Origin of the sequence: Melioribacter sp., assembly GCF_049325435.1 — a bacterium.
Classification (GTDB): Bacteria; Bacteroidota; Ignavibacteria; order Ignavibacteriales; family Melioribacteraceae; genus Melioribacter; species Melioribacter roseus.
In genome coordinates this window covers 72,301-88,105 of record NZ_JBMOLD010000007.1, presented here as the reverse complement: position 1 = coordinate 88,105, position 15,805 = coordinate 72,301, and the positions used below count along the sequence as shown (strand labels likewise).

General features: G+C 32.1%; 19 protein-coding genes. All 19 read left to right on the top strand.

The window, feature by feature from the left end:
• The first annotated feature begins 496 nt into the window (after nucleotides 1-496).
• The 19 genes from ACOYVE_RS05215 to ACOYVE_RS05125 all read left to right on the top strand — a co-directional run bounded on the left by ACOYVE_RS05215 (nucleotide 497) and on the right by ACOYVE_RS05125 (nucleotide 15,804).
• Nucleotides 497-1,192: a Crp/Fnr family transcriptional regulator gene (locus ACOYVE_RS05215; protein ID WP_422881138.1), complete on the top strand. Its 696-nt coding sequence runs from the start codon at nucleotides 497-499 to the stop codon at nucleotides 1,190-1,192.
• A gap of 127 nt (nucleotides 1,193-1,319) precedes the next feature.
• Entirely contained in the window at nucleotides 1,320-1,547 is a 228-nt protein-coding gene (locus tag ACOYVE_RS05210) for a DUF2249 domain-containing protein (RefSeq protein ID WP_422881136.1), read from the top strand.
• Between the two features lie 34 nt (nucleotides 1,548-1,581).
• Nucleotides 1,582-2,391 (top strand): DUF2249 domain-containing protein, encoded by an 810-nt coding sequence (locus ACOYVE_RS05205; protein ID WP_422881141.1) that lies wholly within the window; start codon nucleotides 1,582-1,584, stop codon nucleotides 2,389-2,391.
• A 1-nt stretch (nucleotide 2,392) separates the two neighbouring features.
• Nucleotides 2,393-3,658: a hypothetical protein gene (locus ACOYVE_RS05200; protein WP_422881134.1), complete on the top strand. Its 1,266-nt coding sequence runs from the start codon at nucleotides 2,393-2,395 to the stop codon at nucleotides 3,656-3,658.
• Nucleotides 3,659-3,663: 5 nt separating this feature from the next.
• Complete coding sequence (locus tag ACOYVE_RS05195) at nucleotides 3,664-3,960, top strand: metal-sulfur cluster assembly factor (protein ID WP_422881133.1); 297 nt, start codon at nucleotides 3,664-3,666, stop codon at nucleotides 3,958-3,960.
• Between the two features lie 10 nt (nucleotides 3,961-3,970).
• Nucleotides 3,971-4,426 carry a cbb3-type cytochrome c oxidase subunit I gene (locus ACOYVE_RS05190; protein ID WP_422881131.1) on the top strand — a complete coding sequence of 152 codons (456 nt, stop codon included), beginning with the start codon at nucleotides 3,971-3,973 and terminating at the stop codon, nucleotides 4,424-4,426.
• The gene (locus ACOYVE_RS05185) at nucleotides 4,426-4,686 is read left to right on the top strand and encodes a 4Fe-4S binding protein (RefSeq protein ID WP_422881129.1); all 261 of its coding nucleotides are present in this window, start codon (nucleotides 4,426-4,428) and stop codon (nucleotides 4,684-4,686) included. Before ACOYVE_RS05190 ends, ACOYVE_RS05185 begins: the two co-directional genes overlap by 1 nt.
• A complete protein-coding gene (locus tag ACOYVE_RS05180) occupies nucleotides 4,637-6,010 on the top strand; it encodes an NAD(P)/FAD-dependent oxidoreductase (RefSeq protein ID WP_422881128.1) in 1,374 nt (457 codons plus the stop codon). The genes ACOYVE_RS05185 and ACOYVE_RS05180 overlap by 50 nt, the downstream gene beginning before the upstream one ends.
• A gap of 229 nt (nucleotides 6,011-6,239) precedes the next feature.
• A complete protein-coding gene (locus tag ACOYVE_RS05175) occupies nucleotides 6,240-6,686 on the top strand; it encodes a hypothetical protein (RefSeq protein ID WP_422881127.1) in 447 nt (148 codons plus the stop codon).
• A 22-nt stretch (nucleotides 6,687-6,708) separates the two neighbouring features.
• The gene (locus ACOYVE_RS05170) at nucleotides 6,709-7,380 is read left to right on the top strand and encodes an FAD-binding oxidoreductase (protein ID WP_422881126.1); all 672 of its coding nucleotides are present in this window, start codon (nucleotides 6,709-6,711) and stop codon (nucleotides 7,378-7,380) included.
• Between the two features lie 238 nt (nucleotides 7,381-7,618).
• A complete protein-coding gene (locus tag ACOYVE_RS05165) occupies nucleotides 7,619-7,969 on the top strand; it encodes a DUF488 domain-containing protein (RefSeq protein ID WP_422881124.1) in 351 nt (116 codons plus the stop codon).
• A 112-nt stretch (nucleotides 7,970-8,081) separates the two neighbouring features.
• Nucleotides 8,082-8,672: a TetR/AcrR family transcriptional regulator gene (locus ACOYVE_RS05160; protein ID WP_422881122.1), complete on the top strand. Its 591-nt coding sequence runs from the start codon at nucleotides 8,082-8,084 to the stop codon at nucleotides 8,670-8,672.
• Between the two features lie 52 nt (nucleotides 8,673-8,724).
• Nucleotides 8,725-9,363, top strand: coding sequence for a TetR/AcrR family transcriptional regulator (locus ACOYVE_RS05155; protein ID WP_422881120.1), 639 nt, complete (start codon nucleotides 8,725-8,727; stop codon nucleotides 9,361-9,363).
• A complete protein-coding gene (locus tag ACOYVE_RS05150; RefSeq protein WP_422881119.1) occupies nucleotides 9,350-10,315 on the top strand; it encodes an HlyD family secretion protein in 966 nt (321 codons plus the stop codon). Before ACOYVE_RS05155 ends, ACOYVE_RS05150 begins: the two co-directional genes overlap by 14 nt.
• Before the next feature lie 20 nt (nucleotides 10,316-10,335).
• Nucleotides 10,336-11,265, top strand: coding sequence for an ABC transporter ATP-binding protein (locus tag ACOYVE_RS05145; RefSeq protein ID WP_422881118.1), 930 nt, complete (start codon nucleotides 10,336-10,338; stop codon nucleotides 11,263-11,265).
• A 29-nt stretch (nucleotides 11,266-11,294) separates the two neighbouring features.
• The gene (locus ACOYVE_RS05140; protein ID WP_422881116.1) at nucleotides 11,295-12,608 is read left to right on the top strand and encodes a TolC family protein; all 1,314 of its coding nucleotides are present in this window, start codon (nucleotides 11,295-11,297) and stop codon (nucleotides 12,606-12,608) included.
• Nucleotides 12,608-13,537 (top strand): ATP-binding cassette domain-containing protein, encoded by a 930-nt coding sequence (locus tag ACOYVE_RS05135; protein WP_422881114.1) that lies wholly within the window; start codon nucleotides 12,608-12,610, stop codon nucleotides 13,535-13,537. The genes ACOYVE_RS05140 and ACOYVE_RS05135 overlap by 1 nt, the downstream gene beginning before the upstream one ends.
• A 1-nt stretch (nucleotide 13,538) precedes the next feature.
• The gene (locus ACOYVE_RS05130; RefSeq protein WP_422881112.1) at nucleotides 13,539-14,672 is read left to right on the top strand and encodes an ABC transporter permease; all 1,134 of its coding nucleotides are present in this window, start codon (nucleotides 13,539-13,541) and stop codon (nucleotides 14,670-14,672) included.
• A 1-nt stretch (nucleotide 14,673) separates the two neighbouring features.
• Nucleotides 14,674-15,804, top strand: a complete 1,131-nt coding sequence (locus ACOYVE_RS05125; protein ID WP_422881111.1) for an ABC transporter permease — start codon at nucleotides 14,674-14,676, stop codon at nucleotides 15,802-15,804.
• Nucleotide 15,805 lies beyond the last annotated feature (1 nt).

Below are 15,805 nucleotides of genomic sequence, written 5' to 3'. Positions count from 1 at the left end.
CAATTATAAAAAATTATACTTACTTAGAGATGCATTAAAAACAGAATTAGGATTAAATCAAACAAAGGTTGCTTAATTTATGCGGAGTCTCTCTGAAATAATTTCAACTAAATTTGACTTTTTGCCTATATGATTATAAATTAACAAATATCTGCAAAAATTTATGTTAAAGAATATTAGACTAGCAATGAGAGCATAAAATTTGCAGTCCTAATATTACAATTAATACACAAATTTTGATTTGAGATTCTGTGCCGCACGCTTCTTCCAAGATAAACACTGGTAATTATCTGCTAGAAGATTTATTGATATTCAAAATTAATTGTGAACCATCTGGCTATGTGTCTTCTTCTATCGAGTAATTGAATATTTTTTCAAAGTATTCTGATTAGATTTGTTAAATTAAATAATGTCTTATCAGGTCGACTATTAAATTTCATTACAAATTCATAATATGATACACCCGATTATTAATATTTAGAAATCGTTATTTACAATGGAAAAGAAAGAGATCGAAAAAAAGAATACATTAAGGGGAATTCCATTATTTGCTGAATTGAGCATAGAACAGCTCAGAAATATTTCTTCCATAAGCAAATTATATAAATTTTCAAAGCACCAAATTCTTTTCAATGAAGGCGACCACTACAATGGTTTTTATATATTATTAAAAGGAGTAGTAAAAGTATTTAAAATTGCATCTGATGGCAAAGAGACAGTCATACACATAGTAAAACCCTTGAATGTATTTGCAGATATACCATTATTTGAAGGTGGTAATTATCCAGTTAGTGCCGAAGCACTTGAAGAAAGTATCGCCATTTTAATCCCCAAAGATAAATTTCTCGAAATAATCAGAAGCGAACCTCAACTGGCTTTAAAAATGCTCGCTGGTTATGCTAAAAGGTTAAAATCGTTAGTTAATCAACTCGAAGATGTAACCTTAAAAGAAGTACCTAACCGACTGGCAAAATTTTTACTAAAGGAGTTGAAAACTTCAGGTACAGAAAATTATCCAGAACCATTTGTTAAACTCTCCGTTCCTAAAACTACGATAGCTTTGTATCTTGGCACAATTACAGAAACTCTATCAAGAACCTTCCGGAAGCTCCAGGCTGAAGGAATAATAAAAGTTAAGGGTAAAATTATTATTGTTACTGACTTAAAAAGATTGAAAGAACTTGCAAGATAAATTATCCGCTAATTGCTTCTTACAAATAAGCTATCATCTAAAAAAAACTGACTTAAGTCAAACTTATCATTCATTATAATTTTTATTCTTTACTTACAAGGATTCAAAAACATTGAAGGAGTAAAAAATGAAAATAAAAGAATTAGATATTCGACCTATTCCACCGAGAGAAAAACATCCAACTATATTTGCAACTTTTGATTCACTTAAAAGTGGCGAAGGGTTTCAATTAATAAACGACCACGACCCAATTCCATTATTCTACCAGTTTAATGCTGAAAGACCAAACCAGTTTAATTGGGAACCTATTGAAAAGTATCCTACAGTTTGGCGGGTTAACATATTTAAAAAATAATTATTCTCTTATCTCAGTAATGAGTATCGACTTGATGATAACCAAAGAGATGAAAATATCGGAAATACTTTCAAAATATCCTCAAACACTTGCTGTGTTTCTGAACATGAGTCCGCATTTTAAAAAATTGGAAAATAAGTTCTTGAGAAAGGCACTTGCAAGTAGAGTTACAATTGAACAGGCGGCTAAAATCGCGAATGTTGATTTAACAACTCTTTTATTTGAGTTAAATAAATCGATCAATAAATCATTTGAACCAATTGATTTGCAAACAGAGGAACTTCAATTAAAGGAAAAACCAAATAGTCAACCCGATTTCATTAAAAAACTTGATTCAATGCATATCAAGACTCTCGATGTTCGCCCAATAATTGATTCAGGTAAAGATCCCTTTAATGATATAATGGCTAAGATTAAAGAACTCAGTGAAGGAGAAATACTTCTGCTTATAAATTCTTTTGAACCAATCCCGCTCTATTCTGTTCTGAAGAAGAAAGGTTTTAAGCACTGGACAATCAAAGAAAATGAACTATTCAAAGTATATTTTTATAAAGAAAAATTTGCGGATACTTCAAATAGTCCTCCTGAGCAAAAATTATCCTTACAAAAAATTGATTATAAAAACGTAGTTGAGATAGATGTAAGAGAACTAACACCACCCGAACCTATGATGAAAATACTCGAGACTTTGTCACAAATTGATAATGATACAGTTTTAATCGTTCATCACCATCGCGAACCTATGATGCTATATCCGAAACTTGAGGAAAGAGGATATGAAGCAATTTCAAATAAAATTGAAGAAAACTACTATAATGTAATTATAACGAAGAAAAGAAGTTAATATGAATATTACAAGCAATATGGCATCTTCATATTCTCCACCATTTAAAATAGTTGCAAAGTATTTTATTTCCGGAATAATCGCTTTTATTTTACTTAATATTTTGTTCATGTTAAATTATAAAGATATCTCTGGTTACCATTTCCAGCCCAAAATACTTTCGCTCACTCATATTGCAACGCTGGGCTGGATTACCATGATAATTTTTGGTGCAATGTTCCAGCTGGTGCCAGTAATTTTAGAAGTAAAACTATTCAGTCCAAAATTATCCGAGATACAATTCTGGATTTATCTTATCGGAATAATGGGACTGGCTTATAAATTCTGGTATTTTAATTCATTTATTAGTTTTACTGTTCCGGCTTTATTAATTAATCTCTCCATCTTTATTTTCATTTATAATTTAATCGCTACAATGAGAACCGTACAAAAATGGAATTTAACTGGCACTTATCTAACGTGGGCTCTATTTTATCTTTTTGTTACTGCAATAGCTGGATTGTTATTAGCAATTAATTTAGATCATCCTTATATAAAAATTAATCACCTTCAGTACTTAAATCTACATGCACACGTTGCTTCTATCGGTTGGGTCACTATGGTTGTCATTGGGGTTACTTTGAAATTAATACCAATGTTCACACTTTCGCATAATTATAAGTTAAAGTTAGCAAAATATGCACTTATTCTTATTAACGCAGGCTTATTAGGCATATCAACTGTCATTCATTATAGTAAAACAACAATGGTTAATTATATTTTGGTGTCATTTATTTCCCTCGGTTTATTTTTATTTCTGCTTCAGGTACAAGATATTCTAAAGAACAGAATAAGGAAGAAATTTGATATTGGAATTAAATATTCCATATTTGCATATACCATCTTAGGGCTCACAATCATATTAGGGTTTATTATGAACTTTATAAATTATGAGAGCGTTGTCAATTTTACATTAATATACGGCTATCTTATTATTTTAGGTTACATATCAATGTTAATAGTCGGTCAAATGTATAAGATAGTCCCCTTTTTAGTCTGGTATCATAAATATAGTAGCAAAGTAGGCGTTGAAAAAGTTCCACTCCTGAAAGATATGTTCAGTGAAAAATACGCATTAATACAATACTTTCTGATGATAATCAGTCTAATTTGTACAGTAGTTTCTCTTACCTTTCAACTAAATTTTCTTTTGTTGTTTTCTTTTACATTAATGTTTATAAGCTCTTTGATTTTTGCTACGAATATGATAAAAATATTCAGGAGTTAATAATAATGGAAGAAAAAGAAAAAATACTAAATTTATTAAAGCATGTAATTGATCCGGAAATTGGAATTAACATTGTAGACCTCGGCTTGATATATGATATAAATATTACTGAACATGATATTATAGTCAAAATGACACTAACAACACCAGGTTGTCCAATGCATAATAGCATGATTGACGGGGTAAAAAATATAATTTCGAATTATGCCCCTTCTAAAAAAGTTAATGTAGATCTTATTTGGGAACCTGCATGGACACCGGATAGAATGTCAAACGAAGCAAGAGAAGAACTGGATATATAAAGGAGAACTTATGTTTACAACAGTAAGGTATTTTATTAAAACAAGTATAATTTTTCTTGTCATTGGAATTATAACGGGAATTTATATCTCTTTAGTAAAGTATTTTCCTATCGCAATTTATTCTCAGGAATTAATCTCTGCTCACACTCATATTATTCTCGTTGGTTCTGTAATGATGATGATTATGGGTGTTGCTCTCTGGTTTTTCCCCCGTCCAGAAAAAAATGATAAAAAATATAATCCTACCTTGATCTGGATTACTTACTGGATGATGACATTATCAACTTTATTAAGATTTATTTTTCAAGTTGTTGGAGCTTATTATTATATACAGTGGGTTAATGTTGCAATTGTCATATTCTCGATTTTTCAGGTACTGGCGATGATTTTATTTTTCTATTCAATATGGGGAAGAATTAGAGCTGTTGGTAGTCAATACCGTGAAGCCAAAGGAGAGAAGTTTTGATGTCAATGATAATTACTGACGATTGTATAAACTGCAGCGCTTGTGCTGTCGAGTGCCCAACAGAAGCTATTTATGAACCCGGAATAAGTTATGAAGTAAAAGAAAAATTCTATAAACCAATTTCGAATGAACATTTTTTTATTGTAACAGATTTATGCAATAGATGTGAAGGCTTTGAGGAATTTAAATGCGTTCTGATTTGCCCGATGGATGCAATTAGAGCAACTCATAATTTCGATTCTGACATCTGGAAGAGTTAAAATCCTGTTTTTAGTTACCAGATTTAAATTTATAAATGTGATGGACAATAAGCTGAAAGAAAATATTGAGAAATTTTTAGATGATTTTATGTTGATTCAATACAAAGGCAATGATCATATAATTGCAAGACAGTTCTTCCGCAAAACATTCAATGAACTTATTCCTAAGTATTTTGAAACAAAAAGATCAATTGATAAAATTACCCCTGAAAGTTCTGAAGACAGTTCCTTAATAAAAAATATCGTCGTAATCGGTGCAGGTTATGGCGGAATAACTGCTGCTCTTCGTCTTGAACGGTTATTAAAAAAACATCCTTTCTTCAGTGTTCATCTTATTGACAAAAATCCATATCACACTATTAAAACTCAGTTGCACGAAGCAGCTGTTCGCAAAGCCGAAGTTTCAATTCCTCTTTATAAGATTTTGAAAAACCGCAAAATACATTTTCATTTAGGCGAAGTAAATAGTATTGATGTCGAAAATAAAATCGTTTCGATTGACAATCGCACGCTCCAATTTCATTTTTTAATTATTGCAATTGGCAGCAAAGTAAATTATTACAATATACCCGGAATGAAAGAACATTCTTTCCCGCTGCAAACTTTATATGACGCCAATAACATTTATGAGCATATTTCCAAAATGTGTGCACTATCTGCTTCTGAAAAAGATGAGAAGAAACGGAAAGAAAATCTTCGTTTCGTTATTGGAGGCGGTGGATTATCGGGTGTCGAATTGGCTGCCGAGCTGGCAGAACATACTTCGAAGTGCCTTTCAGATTTTAATATCAACAAAAAATATTTAGAGGTTATACTTATCGAAGCTGCAAATCGATTAGTGCCTTTTATGGATGAAGAATTTTCCGAAAAAATAAAAGAGAGATTAATCGAAAAAGACATAAAGATTTTACTAAATTCTAAAATAATTAAACGAACAGAAAATGAAGTGTATCTCGAAGATGGGAAAGTAATTCAAACAAATAAATTTTTCTGGACGGGCGGAATAAGAGTATCGGATTTATTAAAGCGAGGCGGTTTAAAGACCGGTCCCGCAGGTAGAGTAATTGTTAACGAATATTTACAGGCTGAAGGAAACAAATATATTTATGCCATAGGTGATAGTGCCAATGCCATAAATCCAGTAACAGGCAAACCTGTGCCGGCTGCAGCACAATTTGCTCTTCAACAGGGTAGATTGGCAGCTGAAAATGTTTATGCGGAAATATTTGGTAAACTTAAAAAATCATATTGGCCAAAGGTTTTGGGTGAAGTTGTTAGTCTCGGCAAACATCTCGCAATTGGATGGTTAGCACTTGAATATTAAAGAAAATTACATTTGTTGGCTTCCTTGGAAGATTATTAAAAACAGCAATTAGAGAAAAACATATTATTTTATTGCGGAAAGAGAGCAGAAACTGGATTACATATTAAACCATTTATAATGAGAAAGAAACTCATAGGATAGACTAATATAAGAATTTAAAATAACTTTACTCGTCAATTAAAAATAATTGCAAGAGATATCTCGAATCAATCCGAAAGGAATTATAATTATGATTTATCGAGTAAAATATCCATATGCTTTAGCAGCCACTTTCATCTGGATTGGATTTGTAGGTGCAATAAGTTTTATGGAAGCCTGGCTAAAATTCAGAGCACATGGAATTACATTGCCATTAGGGCTTGGAATTGGAAGGCTTGTATTCAATGCATTGAATAAAGTTGAATGGGTACTGGCTTTTGTTATAATCCTTAATTTAATTTTTGCAAAATCGAATTTGTTATCGCTGAGCAACCTCGCGTATTATATCCCCTTGTTGATTCTCATCTTACAAACTTTCTGGCTTCTCCCCATTTTAGACGCAAGAGCAGAATTGTATATCACAGGGCAAAATGTACCGGAATCGAATATTCATTTTGTTTATGTAGTGCTTGAAATAATTAAAGTTGTTTGCCTGTTCATCTTTGGAATTTCAATCTATCAGAGTTCAGCAAATTGAAATAAGATTTAAAGGAGGGAAAATGAAAGAATACAAAGTCAAAATTCTTGATATAAAAAATGTTACTCACGATGTGAAAGCATTAAAAATTGAGAAACCTGCCGATTATAAATTCACACCGGGGCAAGCTACTGATGTTGCAATTAACAAACCAGGCTATGTTGATCAAAAGAGGTCGTTTACTTTTACTTCGCTGAATGAATGGGATTATTTTGAATTTATTATAAAAATATATGATGGTCATAATGGAGTAACAAAGGAAATCGGTAAACAAAATGTTGCAGATGAACTAATTATTGGTGAACCCTGGGGCACGATTAACTATAAAGGTGAAGGTGTTTTTATTGCCGGTGGTGCAGGCGTAACACCATTTATTGCAATTTTGAGAGAGCTTAATTCCAAAAATAAAATTGGAAATAATAAGCTGATATTTGCAAACAAAACAGAAGCAGACATAATTCTAAAGGATGAATTCGAAGCAATGCTTGGTAAAAACTTCATAAATATTCTATCCCATCAAGAATCCCAAAAATATTATAATGGATTTATTACAGAAGAATTCCTTAAATCTGTAGTAGAAAATTTTAATCAGTATTTTTACATATGTGGTCCCGCTCCAATGATTGAATTGGTGGAAAAAATACTCGACAAATTAAATGTTGATAAAAGTAATATAGTTAAAGAGATTTGTTAATTAAGAGAAAGTAATTCAGATGAAAAACTACAATAGAACTAACTGCCAAGATAATTAAAATTACTTCATTATTACAGGAAAAAATATCCCGAGCTATATCAATATCTCGGAGAGATACCAATAACGATTCCAAATGATCGAAATCCACATATTGATAATCAAACTTAGAATGATTACTATGGGTATATAGTAACGATGTTGAATAACTAAATTAATTCATACAAACAAGAGCCTCACAATGACAATCAAAGTAAAAAGAGTTTATGAAAAACCCGAAAAAGAAGATGGCTATAGAATTCTGGTTGATAGACTTTGGCCAAGAGGTATATCAAAGGATGAAGCTAAAATTAATATGTGGTTAAAAGAAATTGCCCCAAGCGATGAGTTGAGAAAATGGTTTTCTCACGATCCTGCAAAATGGAATTCATTCAGGGAAAAGTATAAAAGGGAACTTGAAGGGAAAAAAGAAATTATGAAACAAATTAAAGCACTGGAAAAAGAAAACGGTATTGTAACGCTTCTTTATTCAGCAAAAGATGAAAAGCACAATAATGCAATTGTTTTAAAAAATATTATCAACTCTTTGTGATTAAAAACACTACTATTAATTAAAGAAAAAATAAATAAAAATTCTCTTGACAAGAATATGAAAACTTATTATGTTTGTTAGTGTACGATAACTAATTTATGGAAGTAAAAAAATGCCGCGTTTAAGTACAGAGCAAAGACAAGAAATGATTATTGATGAAGCAATCAAAATCATTCACGCTGAAGGGTATCAATCTTTCTCAATCAGGGAACTCGCAAAGAAAGTAAAAATTAGCGAACCAGCAATTTACCGTCATTTTCTCAACAAAGAGGATATTATACTTGGCATATTAAACAGAATGCTGGATTTTGATCATTTGCTTGGAAAAGAAATATTGACAAAAAAAACTGCTCAAAATAAAATTAAGCACTTTGTTCAATTTCATGTCGATTTCCTAGAAAAAAACCGCGAAATGACATCAATTTTATTTGCTGAGGATATGTTCGATAAAAGTGAAGTACTGCGGAATCGTCTTTTATTTATTATTCAAAAAAGAAGAAATCTGTTAGCCACTATAATTGAAGAAGGTAAATCAAAAAATGAAATAGTTGATATTGATACCCAGGATTTATTGACGATAATTTTAGGGATGATAAGAATGATTGTTTTAGAATGGCGGTTGAATAATTTTGCCTCTTTTTTGTCACAAAGAGGTAAAAATGCTATTAAATCTTTAGATGAATTAATTTTTAAGAAAACATAACTTTATATTTTTTTTGATTATTATGTTAGCGTACGATAACAAACATAATTTAATGAGAAATACTAAAAATCAGCTTACCAGAAGCAAAATCGAGGAGAAGCTTATAAATCTACTTGATGAGAAGCTTAGCAGAAATGGATTTGAAAAGTTTTCTATGGATGAGCTTGCAAATGAGCTGCACATCAGCAAGAAAACTATCTATAAAAGTTTCCCTACAAAAGAAGAGTTAGTTAGAAAGTTCTACTTAGGAAAGCTCGACTATGCTTATAGTGTTATTGTGACAAATATTCAAGCGCAATCAAATATTGTAGAAAAATTTGTTGAACTATCAAAAATGATTCAAGAGCATCTTGTTTTGTTCAATAATGTATCAATGCTACAGCTGAAGCATTATCATCCAGAATTAGCAAATGAACTGATCACTTTTAGAAATGAACGGGTTATTCCACTAATAAAACTTTTACTGAGAGTTGGAAGGAAGAAAAAATTAGTTAATGATATTGGTGATGAAATCATTATAAAAGTATTTACTACATCACTTGGGGAAATTACTCGGCTGAAAAAAAATTACGAACAGATTGAATATCAAAAAATATATGAAACTGCTTTTGAAATACTATTAAATGGTATTCTAACAAAAAAAGGAAGACAATTATTAATTAATAAAAGGATAAAAAATGGAAGCAATTAAAATAACAATCATCTTTGTATCAGTATTACTTATTGCGGGTTGCAATAGTAAAAATAATGATACTTTCATCGAAGCTACAGGCACAATCGAATCAACTAACATTATCGTAAGTTCAAGAACAGCCGGTGAGGTAAAATCAATTTTATTTGATGAAGGCAGTCGGGTTAATGCTGGCGATACAGTTCTTATCATAGACAGAGAAGCACTCGATTACCAATTAGAACAAGCATTAGCTGCAGAGCAGATTGCACAGGCTCAACTCGATTTGATGCTTAAAGGTGCAAGAAGTGAAGACATTAAACAAGCAGAAGAAATGCTGAAACAAAGCGAAATCAATTTTAACACCGCCAAAGCAGATTTTGAAAGATACAAACAGCTCTGGGAAACTAAATCAATATCTAAAAAACAATTTGAAGATATGACAGCGAGATATGAAGTTGCATTAGCACAATACAATTCTGCTAAAGAAAACTATCAAAAAGTAAAAAAGATTTTCAGGCCCGAAGAAATTGAACAGGCAAAAGGTAATCTTAGAAAAGCCAAAGCTTCGGTTGACCTTCTTAAAAAGAATATACGCGATAGTTATGTAACTTCTCCATTGAGCGGTTTTATCGTAAAAAGATTTGTTGAGCCGGGAGAAACTGTTACTCCAATGTCTTCGCTTTTCAAAGTATCGAACTTGACGACCGTTGATTTAGTCATCTATGTGTCTGAAGTCGAACTGGGAAAAATAAAACTCGGAGAAAAAGCTGAAGTTACAATTGATACTTATCCGGATAGAAAATATGTAGGTAAAGTAACCTACATTTCACCGGAAGCAGAATTCACACCAAAAAATGTTCAGACGAAGGATGAAAGAACTAAGCTTGTTTTTGCTGTAAAGATTTCTGTTGATAATAAAAATTTTGACTTAAAACCTGGTATGCCAGCAGATGCTAAAGTTTATTTATAAATCAGATATGAGTTAATAAAATGGATGCTATTATAAAAATAAACGGTTTGAAAAAAAGCTACGGTTCAGTTATAGCAGTTGATGGTGTAAGCTATGAAGTTAATCGAGGCGAAATGTTTGGATTGGTCGGTCCCGATGGAGCCGGCAAAACTTCTACTATGAGAATGCTGGTTGGTTTGCTTAATCCAGATTCCGGGAATGCTGAAGTTTTAGGATATGATTTATTAACACAAAAAAATCTCATCAAAGATGAGATTGGATATTTATCGCAGAGATTTTCACTTTATGGTGATCTGTCGATTGATGAGAATATTGAATTCTTTGCTGACATACACGGTGTTAAAAATTATAAAGAAAGACGAAATGAATTACTTGAATTTACAAGATTAACTCCTTTCAGAGATCGTCTTGCCGACAAACTTTCGGGAGGAATGAAACAAAAATTAGCTCTTGCTTGCACACTTATTCATAAACCCAAGATTATTTTCCTTGATGAACCAACCACCGGCGTAGATCCGGTATCAAGAAGGGATTTCTGGAAAATTCTATCAAATCTTTTGAAAGATGGAATTACAATTTTTATGACAACGCCCTATCTCGACGAAGCTGAAAGATGTAACCGTGTTGCCTTGATGGATAAAGGAAAAATTATAAGCTGCGACACACCAAAGAATGTAAAGGATTCAATGAATATGCAAGTGATTGAAATTGTTTGCAGCCCGATTAGAGAAGCTTATAACGCTATCAAATCATCAACAGAGTTTGAAGTGCAGATGTACGGCGATAGACTAAATGTTGCTGTTCCAAATTACGACAACGATTATGCTGTAATCAAAAAATTATTCGACGAAAACAATATCACAGAAATTGATAAAAGATTAATTACGCCGTCACTGGAAAATGTGTTCATTCATTTTATGAGTAAACCGAAAGAAGTTGAAGTATCATAAAGTTTTAGAAAAATAAAAAGGAAATTGAAATGAAAAAAATATTAATCTTAATTCTCTTTGCAAGTTCATTATTTGCGCAAGAAAGAATTCTGACACTGAAAGAATGTCTGGAAATTGGATTGCAGAACAGCAAAGACTTAAAAATTTCACAATCAAGAATAAATTTTTCTGAGGCAAAACTCTCTGAAATAAATAGCCAGTTTCTGCCGCAGTTTAAGTTATTTGGTAATTATACACGCTTGAGTGATAACATTCCGGCTTTTGAGTTTTCATCTCCTCTTTTCCCGAGTACAATTAGAATATCAGAGCCGCTTTACAACAATTACACTTTTAAATTTGGTTTCACTCAACCTCTTTTCACCGGCTTTAAACTTCTATCTTCAAGAAGTGCGGCAAAGTATAATCTGCAAGCATCTGAAAGTGATTATTCAAAAGATGCGAATGAAGCTGCATTTAATATTTACAGCGCATACTGGAATTATTATAAAGCAAGTGAAATAAGAGATGTGATTGAGCATACATTAAAGCAGATTGAAAGTCACCTAAAAGATACGCGTAATTTTTATGAACAGGGATTAGTGCCTAATAATGATCTGTTGAAACTTGAAGTCAAATATTCAAACACAAAATTAATGCTTATCGAAGCGGAGAACAATTTAAAGATAGCACGAATTGCATTAAATAAAGCACTCGGAATTGAACTTGATTCACAAATAAAAGTATCGGGTGCAGAAACATCATTAGAAAATGTTAATTATGATTTATCTGAAATTTTAAATGAAGCATTAAACAACAGACAAGAATTAAAATCCTTAGCTTATCGTGTACAAAGCAGTGAGGAAGGAATTAGCGCTGCAAAGTCAAACTGGCTGCCATCAATTTATTTAAGCGGCAATTATTATTACAGTAATCCCAACCCAAGATTTCTACCGGCAAAGGATGAGTTTAATTATAACTGGGATGTTGGCGTTACACTTAGCTGGGATGTTTGGAACTGGGGTCTAACTTCATCTCAGGTTTCACAAGCTGAACAAACAAAAATTCAACTTGAAACAAATTATGATCAGCTTAAAGAAAATATTCAGATGGAAGTCCATTCAAATTATTTGAACTTATTAAAGACTGAAGAAAAAGTTAAAGTAAATAAAATTGCTTTAGAACAGGCATCAGAGAATTATCGAATAACTGCCGAAAAGTACAATCTGCAATTAGCAACAAGCACTGATTTAATTGATGCCGAGACTTTAAAACTTCAAGCAGAAACTAATTTGAAAACTGCAGAAGTTGATTATCAATTAGCAAAGGTAAGACTTGAGAAATCACTTGGGAGAAGGATTTACTGATGAAAGCCATAGAAGTAAATAATCTAACTAAAAAATTCGGCAGCTTTACTGCAGTTGATAATGTGAACTTCACAGTAAAGCAAGGAGATATTTTCGGTTTCCTTGGCGCCAACGGAGCCGGTAAATCTACAACAATAAGAATGTTGATTGGTGTATTAGAACCAACTTCCGGCGATGCTCTGGTTGGTGGTTATAGCATTATGAAGGAACCGGAATTGGTGAAAAAAAATATTGGTTATATGTCACAAAAGTTTTCACTCTATAATGATTTAACAGTTGCAGAAAACATCCGATTCTATGCAGGGGTTTATGGTCTTGATGGTAAGAAATATCAGGAAAGAAAAGAATGGGTTTTGAAAGTCGCTAATCTTGAAAATATGGAAAATGTTCTTACTGCTTCTCTACCCGGAGGAATAAAACAAAGATTGGCACTTGGCACTGCTGTAATCCACGAACCCAAAATTGTTTTTCTTGATGAACCTACAAGCGGTGTTGATCCAATATCACGAAGAAATTTTTGGGATTTAATTAATGATTTATCTGCCGCTGGTACAACCGTTTTAGTAACAACTCATTATCTGGATGAAGCTGAATTTTGTAATGATATTATTCTTATTAATGCAGGTAAAATCGTTGCTCAGGGCAACTCAAAGCAACTTAAAACAAATTATATAAAAAATCCTATTCTGGAAATTGAAACTGAACGTACAGTTGAAAGTCTGGAATTTTTAGAAAAAGAAAAATGGGTCGGCGAAACATCAATCTTTGGAAATTACATTCACGTAATCTTAAATGACAATACAATAACAGAACAAAATATTATTCACTTGCTGCAGGAACAAAATGGTATAGCTGTAAAGCGTGTTGATAGGATCGTTCCAACGCTTGAAGATGTATTTATTCATCTAATTGAAAAGGGAAACAAATAAAATGTTAAACAGAATATTTGCAATTGCTAAAAAAGAAATCAAGCAGTTAAGAAGAGATACCAGAATGTTGTTTATCATTTTTTTCTTCCCGATTGTCCTTCTGATAATTTTTGGATATGCAATCAATTTTGATGTTAAGCATATTAAGATTGCTGTTTATGATCTTGATAAATCTGATTACACAAGAGAATATGTTAATGGACTCATCAGCTCTGAATATTTTGACCTTGTAACTTATGTTCAGGATGAAAATGAAATTAAAAGATTGTTGGATGAAAAAATTGTTCAGGCAGTTGTTGTTTTTCCAAATGATTTATCTCGCAAATTATTATCAAAGCAAGATGTAAAAGTACAATATCTTATTGATGGAGTTGACGGAACAACAGCCAGTGCAATTCAAAATTATGTTAATGCAGCTACTTACAGCTACTCAATTAAGTTAACAAAAGAATATCTGGCTGTTACAGGTAAGAATTTATATGTACCAATAGATTTACAGCCGCGCTTTTGGTTTAATCCGGAACTGCAATCAACAAAATTCCTTATTCCCGGTTTAATGGGAATGATTTTGATTGTTACTGCAGTAATCTCAATTTCACTTTCAATTGTACGAGAAAAAGAAAGAGGAACAATAGAACAAATAAATGTTTCTCCACTTTCATCTTTTGAGTTTATTCTTGGTAAGACGATTCCATACATTTTTATTTCTTTAATTAATGCAGTAATAGTTCTTGTTGCAGGTTACTTCTTATTTGGAATTGTAATTAAAGGTAATTTGTTCTTGCTGCTATTCGGAACACTCACATTTTTATTTGCAGCATTAGGATTAGGAATTTTTATATCAACAGTTGCAGATTCACAGCAAGTAGCATTCCAGGCAGCAAATGTTACTTCATTGCTTCCTTCATTTATTCTTTCTGGATTTATTTTCCCTATTGAAACGATGCCTACAGCAATTCAAGTGTTAACAAATGTTACGCCGGCAAAATTTTATGTTGTGATTTTAAGAGCAATTCTTTTAAGGGGTGCAGGAATTTCAGCTTTCTGGGAGCAGCTATTCTACCTTGGAATTTTCGGAACCATCTTTATTACACTTGCAGTCATTGTTGATCAAAGATCGAAAGGAAAAGACTAATATGAAAACAATCTATCATTTTATTATCAAAGAACTATTGCAAGTAAAGAGAGATAAAAAGATGCTTGTAATAATTTTTATGGCTCCTATTCTGCAGCTAATATTTCTTGGTTATGCTGCAAATATGGATGTTGATATTGTTCACACAACCATTTATGATCTGGATAAAACCGAAACAAGTCGTAATTATATAGAAAGGCTGGTAGAGACAGGATATTTCCAGATTGATTACTATGTAAAAAGTTATGAGGAAATAACTGATTTGCTGGAGAACGGAAAAACGCTCGTCGCTATTGTGATTCCAAAAGATTTTGAGAAAAAAATAAATCGCCGCGAAACAACACCGGTTCAAACTTTATTTGAAGGGTCGGATGCAAGCAAAGCTTCAATGGCACTTGGTTACATACAAGGTGTTACAACAAAATTTTCTCAGAATCTTATAGTAGATACTAAAGACAAATTGGGAATGAAAATATCACTCAGCGGTTCTCTTACGCCAGAAGTAAGAGTGTGGTATAATCCGGAAATGAAATCAAGGATATTTATGGTTCCGGGAATCTTAGGATTAGTTTTAATGATTTCTACCATATCCTTGATGTCGATGGCAATAGTAAGAGAAAGAGAAATTGGAACTATGGAACAGTTAATTGTAACTCCGATTAAAAAATATCAACTGCTACTTGGTAAGTTAATTCCATTTACAATGATCGGATTTGTGATCCTTGTAATTGTAATGATTATAATGACTCAGTGGTTTGGAATTTCTGTTAGAGGAAATGTTCTTTATCTGCTTTTTGCGGCATTTCTTTTCATCTTATCAAATCTTGGAATCGGATTATTTATTTCAACCGTTTCCAAAACACAACAGCAAGCAATGATGGCTTCTGTTTTTGCTTTGATGATGCCGATGATTTATCTGTCTGGCTTTGCATTCCCGATAGAAAATATGCCTCAGTTTTTCCAGTACATAACTTATGCAATACCATTAAGATATTTTATTACAATAATCCGTGGAGTAGTGTTGAAAGGAATTGGCTTTTCATCGCTTTGGCTCGAGACATTAATTCTTTTTGCAATGGGAGTATCAATTTTAGTTCTGAGCGCTAACAGATTTAGTAAGAAAATAGAATAAT

Bases quoted from the DNA above. Each gene is read 5' to 3' on its own strand.
- ACOYVE_RS05130 (WP_422881112.1), top strand. From the start codon at position 13,539: ATGTTAAACAGAATATTTGCAATTGCTAAAAAAGAAATCAAGCAGTTA.
- ACOYVE_RS05170 (WP_422881126.1), top strand. From the start codon at position 6,709: ATGAAAGAATACAAAGTCAAAATTCTTGATATAAAAAATGTTACTCAC.
- ACOYVE_RS05180 (WP_422881128.1), top strand. From the start codon at position 4,637: ATGCAATTAGAGCAACTCATAATTTCGATTCTGACATCTGGAAGAGTT.
- ACOYVE_RS05155 (WP_422881120.1), top strand. From the start codon at position 8,725: ATGAGAAATACTAAAAATCAGCTTACCAGAAGCAAAATCGAGGAGAAG.
- ACOYVE_RS05190 (WP_422881131.1), top strand. From the start codon at position 3,971: ATGTTTACAACAGTAAGGTATTTTATTAAAACAAGTATAATTTTTCTT.
- ACOYVE_RS05185 (WP_422881129.1), top strand. From the start codon at position 4,426: ATGTCAATGATAATTACTGACGATTGTATAAACTGCAGCGCTTGTGCT.
- ACOYVE_RS05165 (WP_422881124.1), top strand. From the start codon at position 7,619: ATGACAATCAAAGTAAAAAGAGTTTATGAAAAACCCGAAAAAGAAGAT.
- ACOYVE_RS05135 (WP_422881114.1), top strand. From the start codon at position 12,608: ATGAAAGCCATAGAAGTAAATAATCTAACTAAAAAATTCGGCAGCTTT.
- ACOYVE_RS05140 (WP_422881116.1), top strand. From the start codon at position 11,295: ATGAAAAAAATATTAATCTTAATTCTCTTTGCAAGTTCATTATTTGCG.
- ACOYVE_RS05150 (WP_422881119.1), top strand. From the start codon at position 9,350: ATGGAAGCAATTAAAATAACAATCATCTTTGTATCAGTATTACTTATT.
- ACOYVE_RS05125 (WP_422881111.1), top strand. From the start codon at position 14,674: ATGAAAACAATCTATCATTTTATTATCAAAGAACTATTGCAAGTAAAG.
- ACOYVE_RS05195 (WP_422881133.1), top strand. From the start codon at position 3,664: ATGGAAGAAAAAGAAAAAATACTAAATTTATTAAAGCATGTAATTGAT.
- ACOYVE_RS05205 (WP_422881141.1), top strand. From the start codon at position 1,582: ATGATAACCAAAGAGATGAAAATATCGGAAATACTTTCAAAATATCCT.
- ACOYVE_RS05200 (WP_422881134.1), top strand. From the start codon at position 2,393: ATGAATATTACAAGCAATATGGCATCTTCATATTCTCCACCATTTAAA.
- ACOYVE_RS05160 (WP_422881122.1), top strand. From the start codon at position 8,082: ATGCCGCGTTTAAGTACAGAGCAAAGACAAGAAATGATTATTGATGAA.
- ACOYVE_RS05175 (WP_422881127.1), top strand. From the start codon at position 6,240: ATGATTTATCGAGTAAAATATCCATATGCTTTAGCAGCCACTTTCATC.
- ACOYVE_RS05145 (WP_422881118.1), top strand. From the start codon at position 10,336: ATGGATGCTATTATAAAAATAAACGGTTTGAAAAAAAGCTACGGTTCA.
- ACOYVE_RS05215 (WP_422881138.1), top strand. From the start codon at position 497: ATGGAAAAGAAAGAGATCGAAAAAAAGAATACATTAAGGGGAATTCCA.
- ACOYVE_RS05210 (WP_422881136.1), top strand. From the start codon at position 1,320: ATGAAAATAAAAGAATTAGATATTCGACCTATTCCACCGAGAGAAAAA.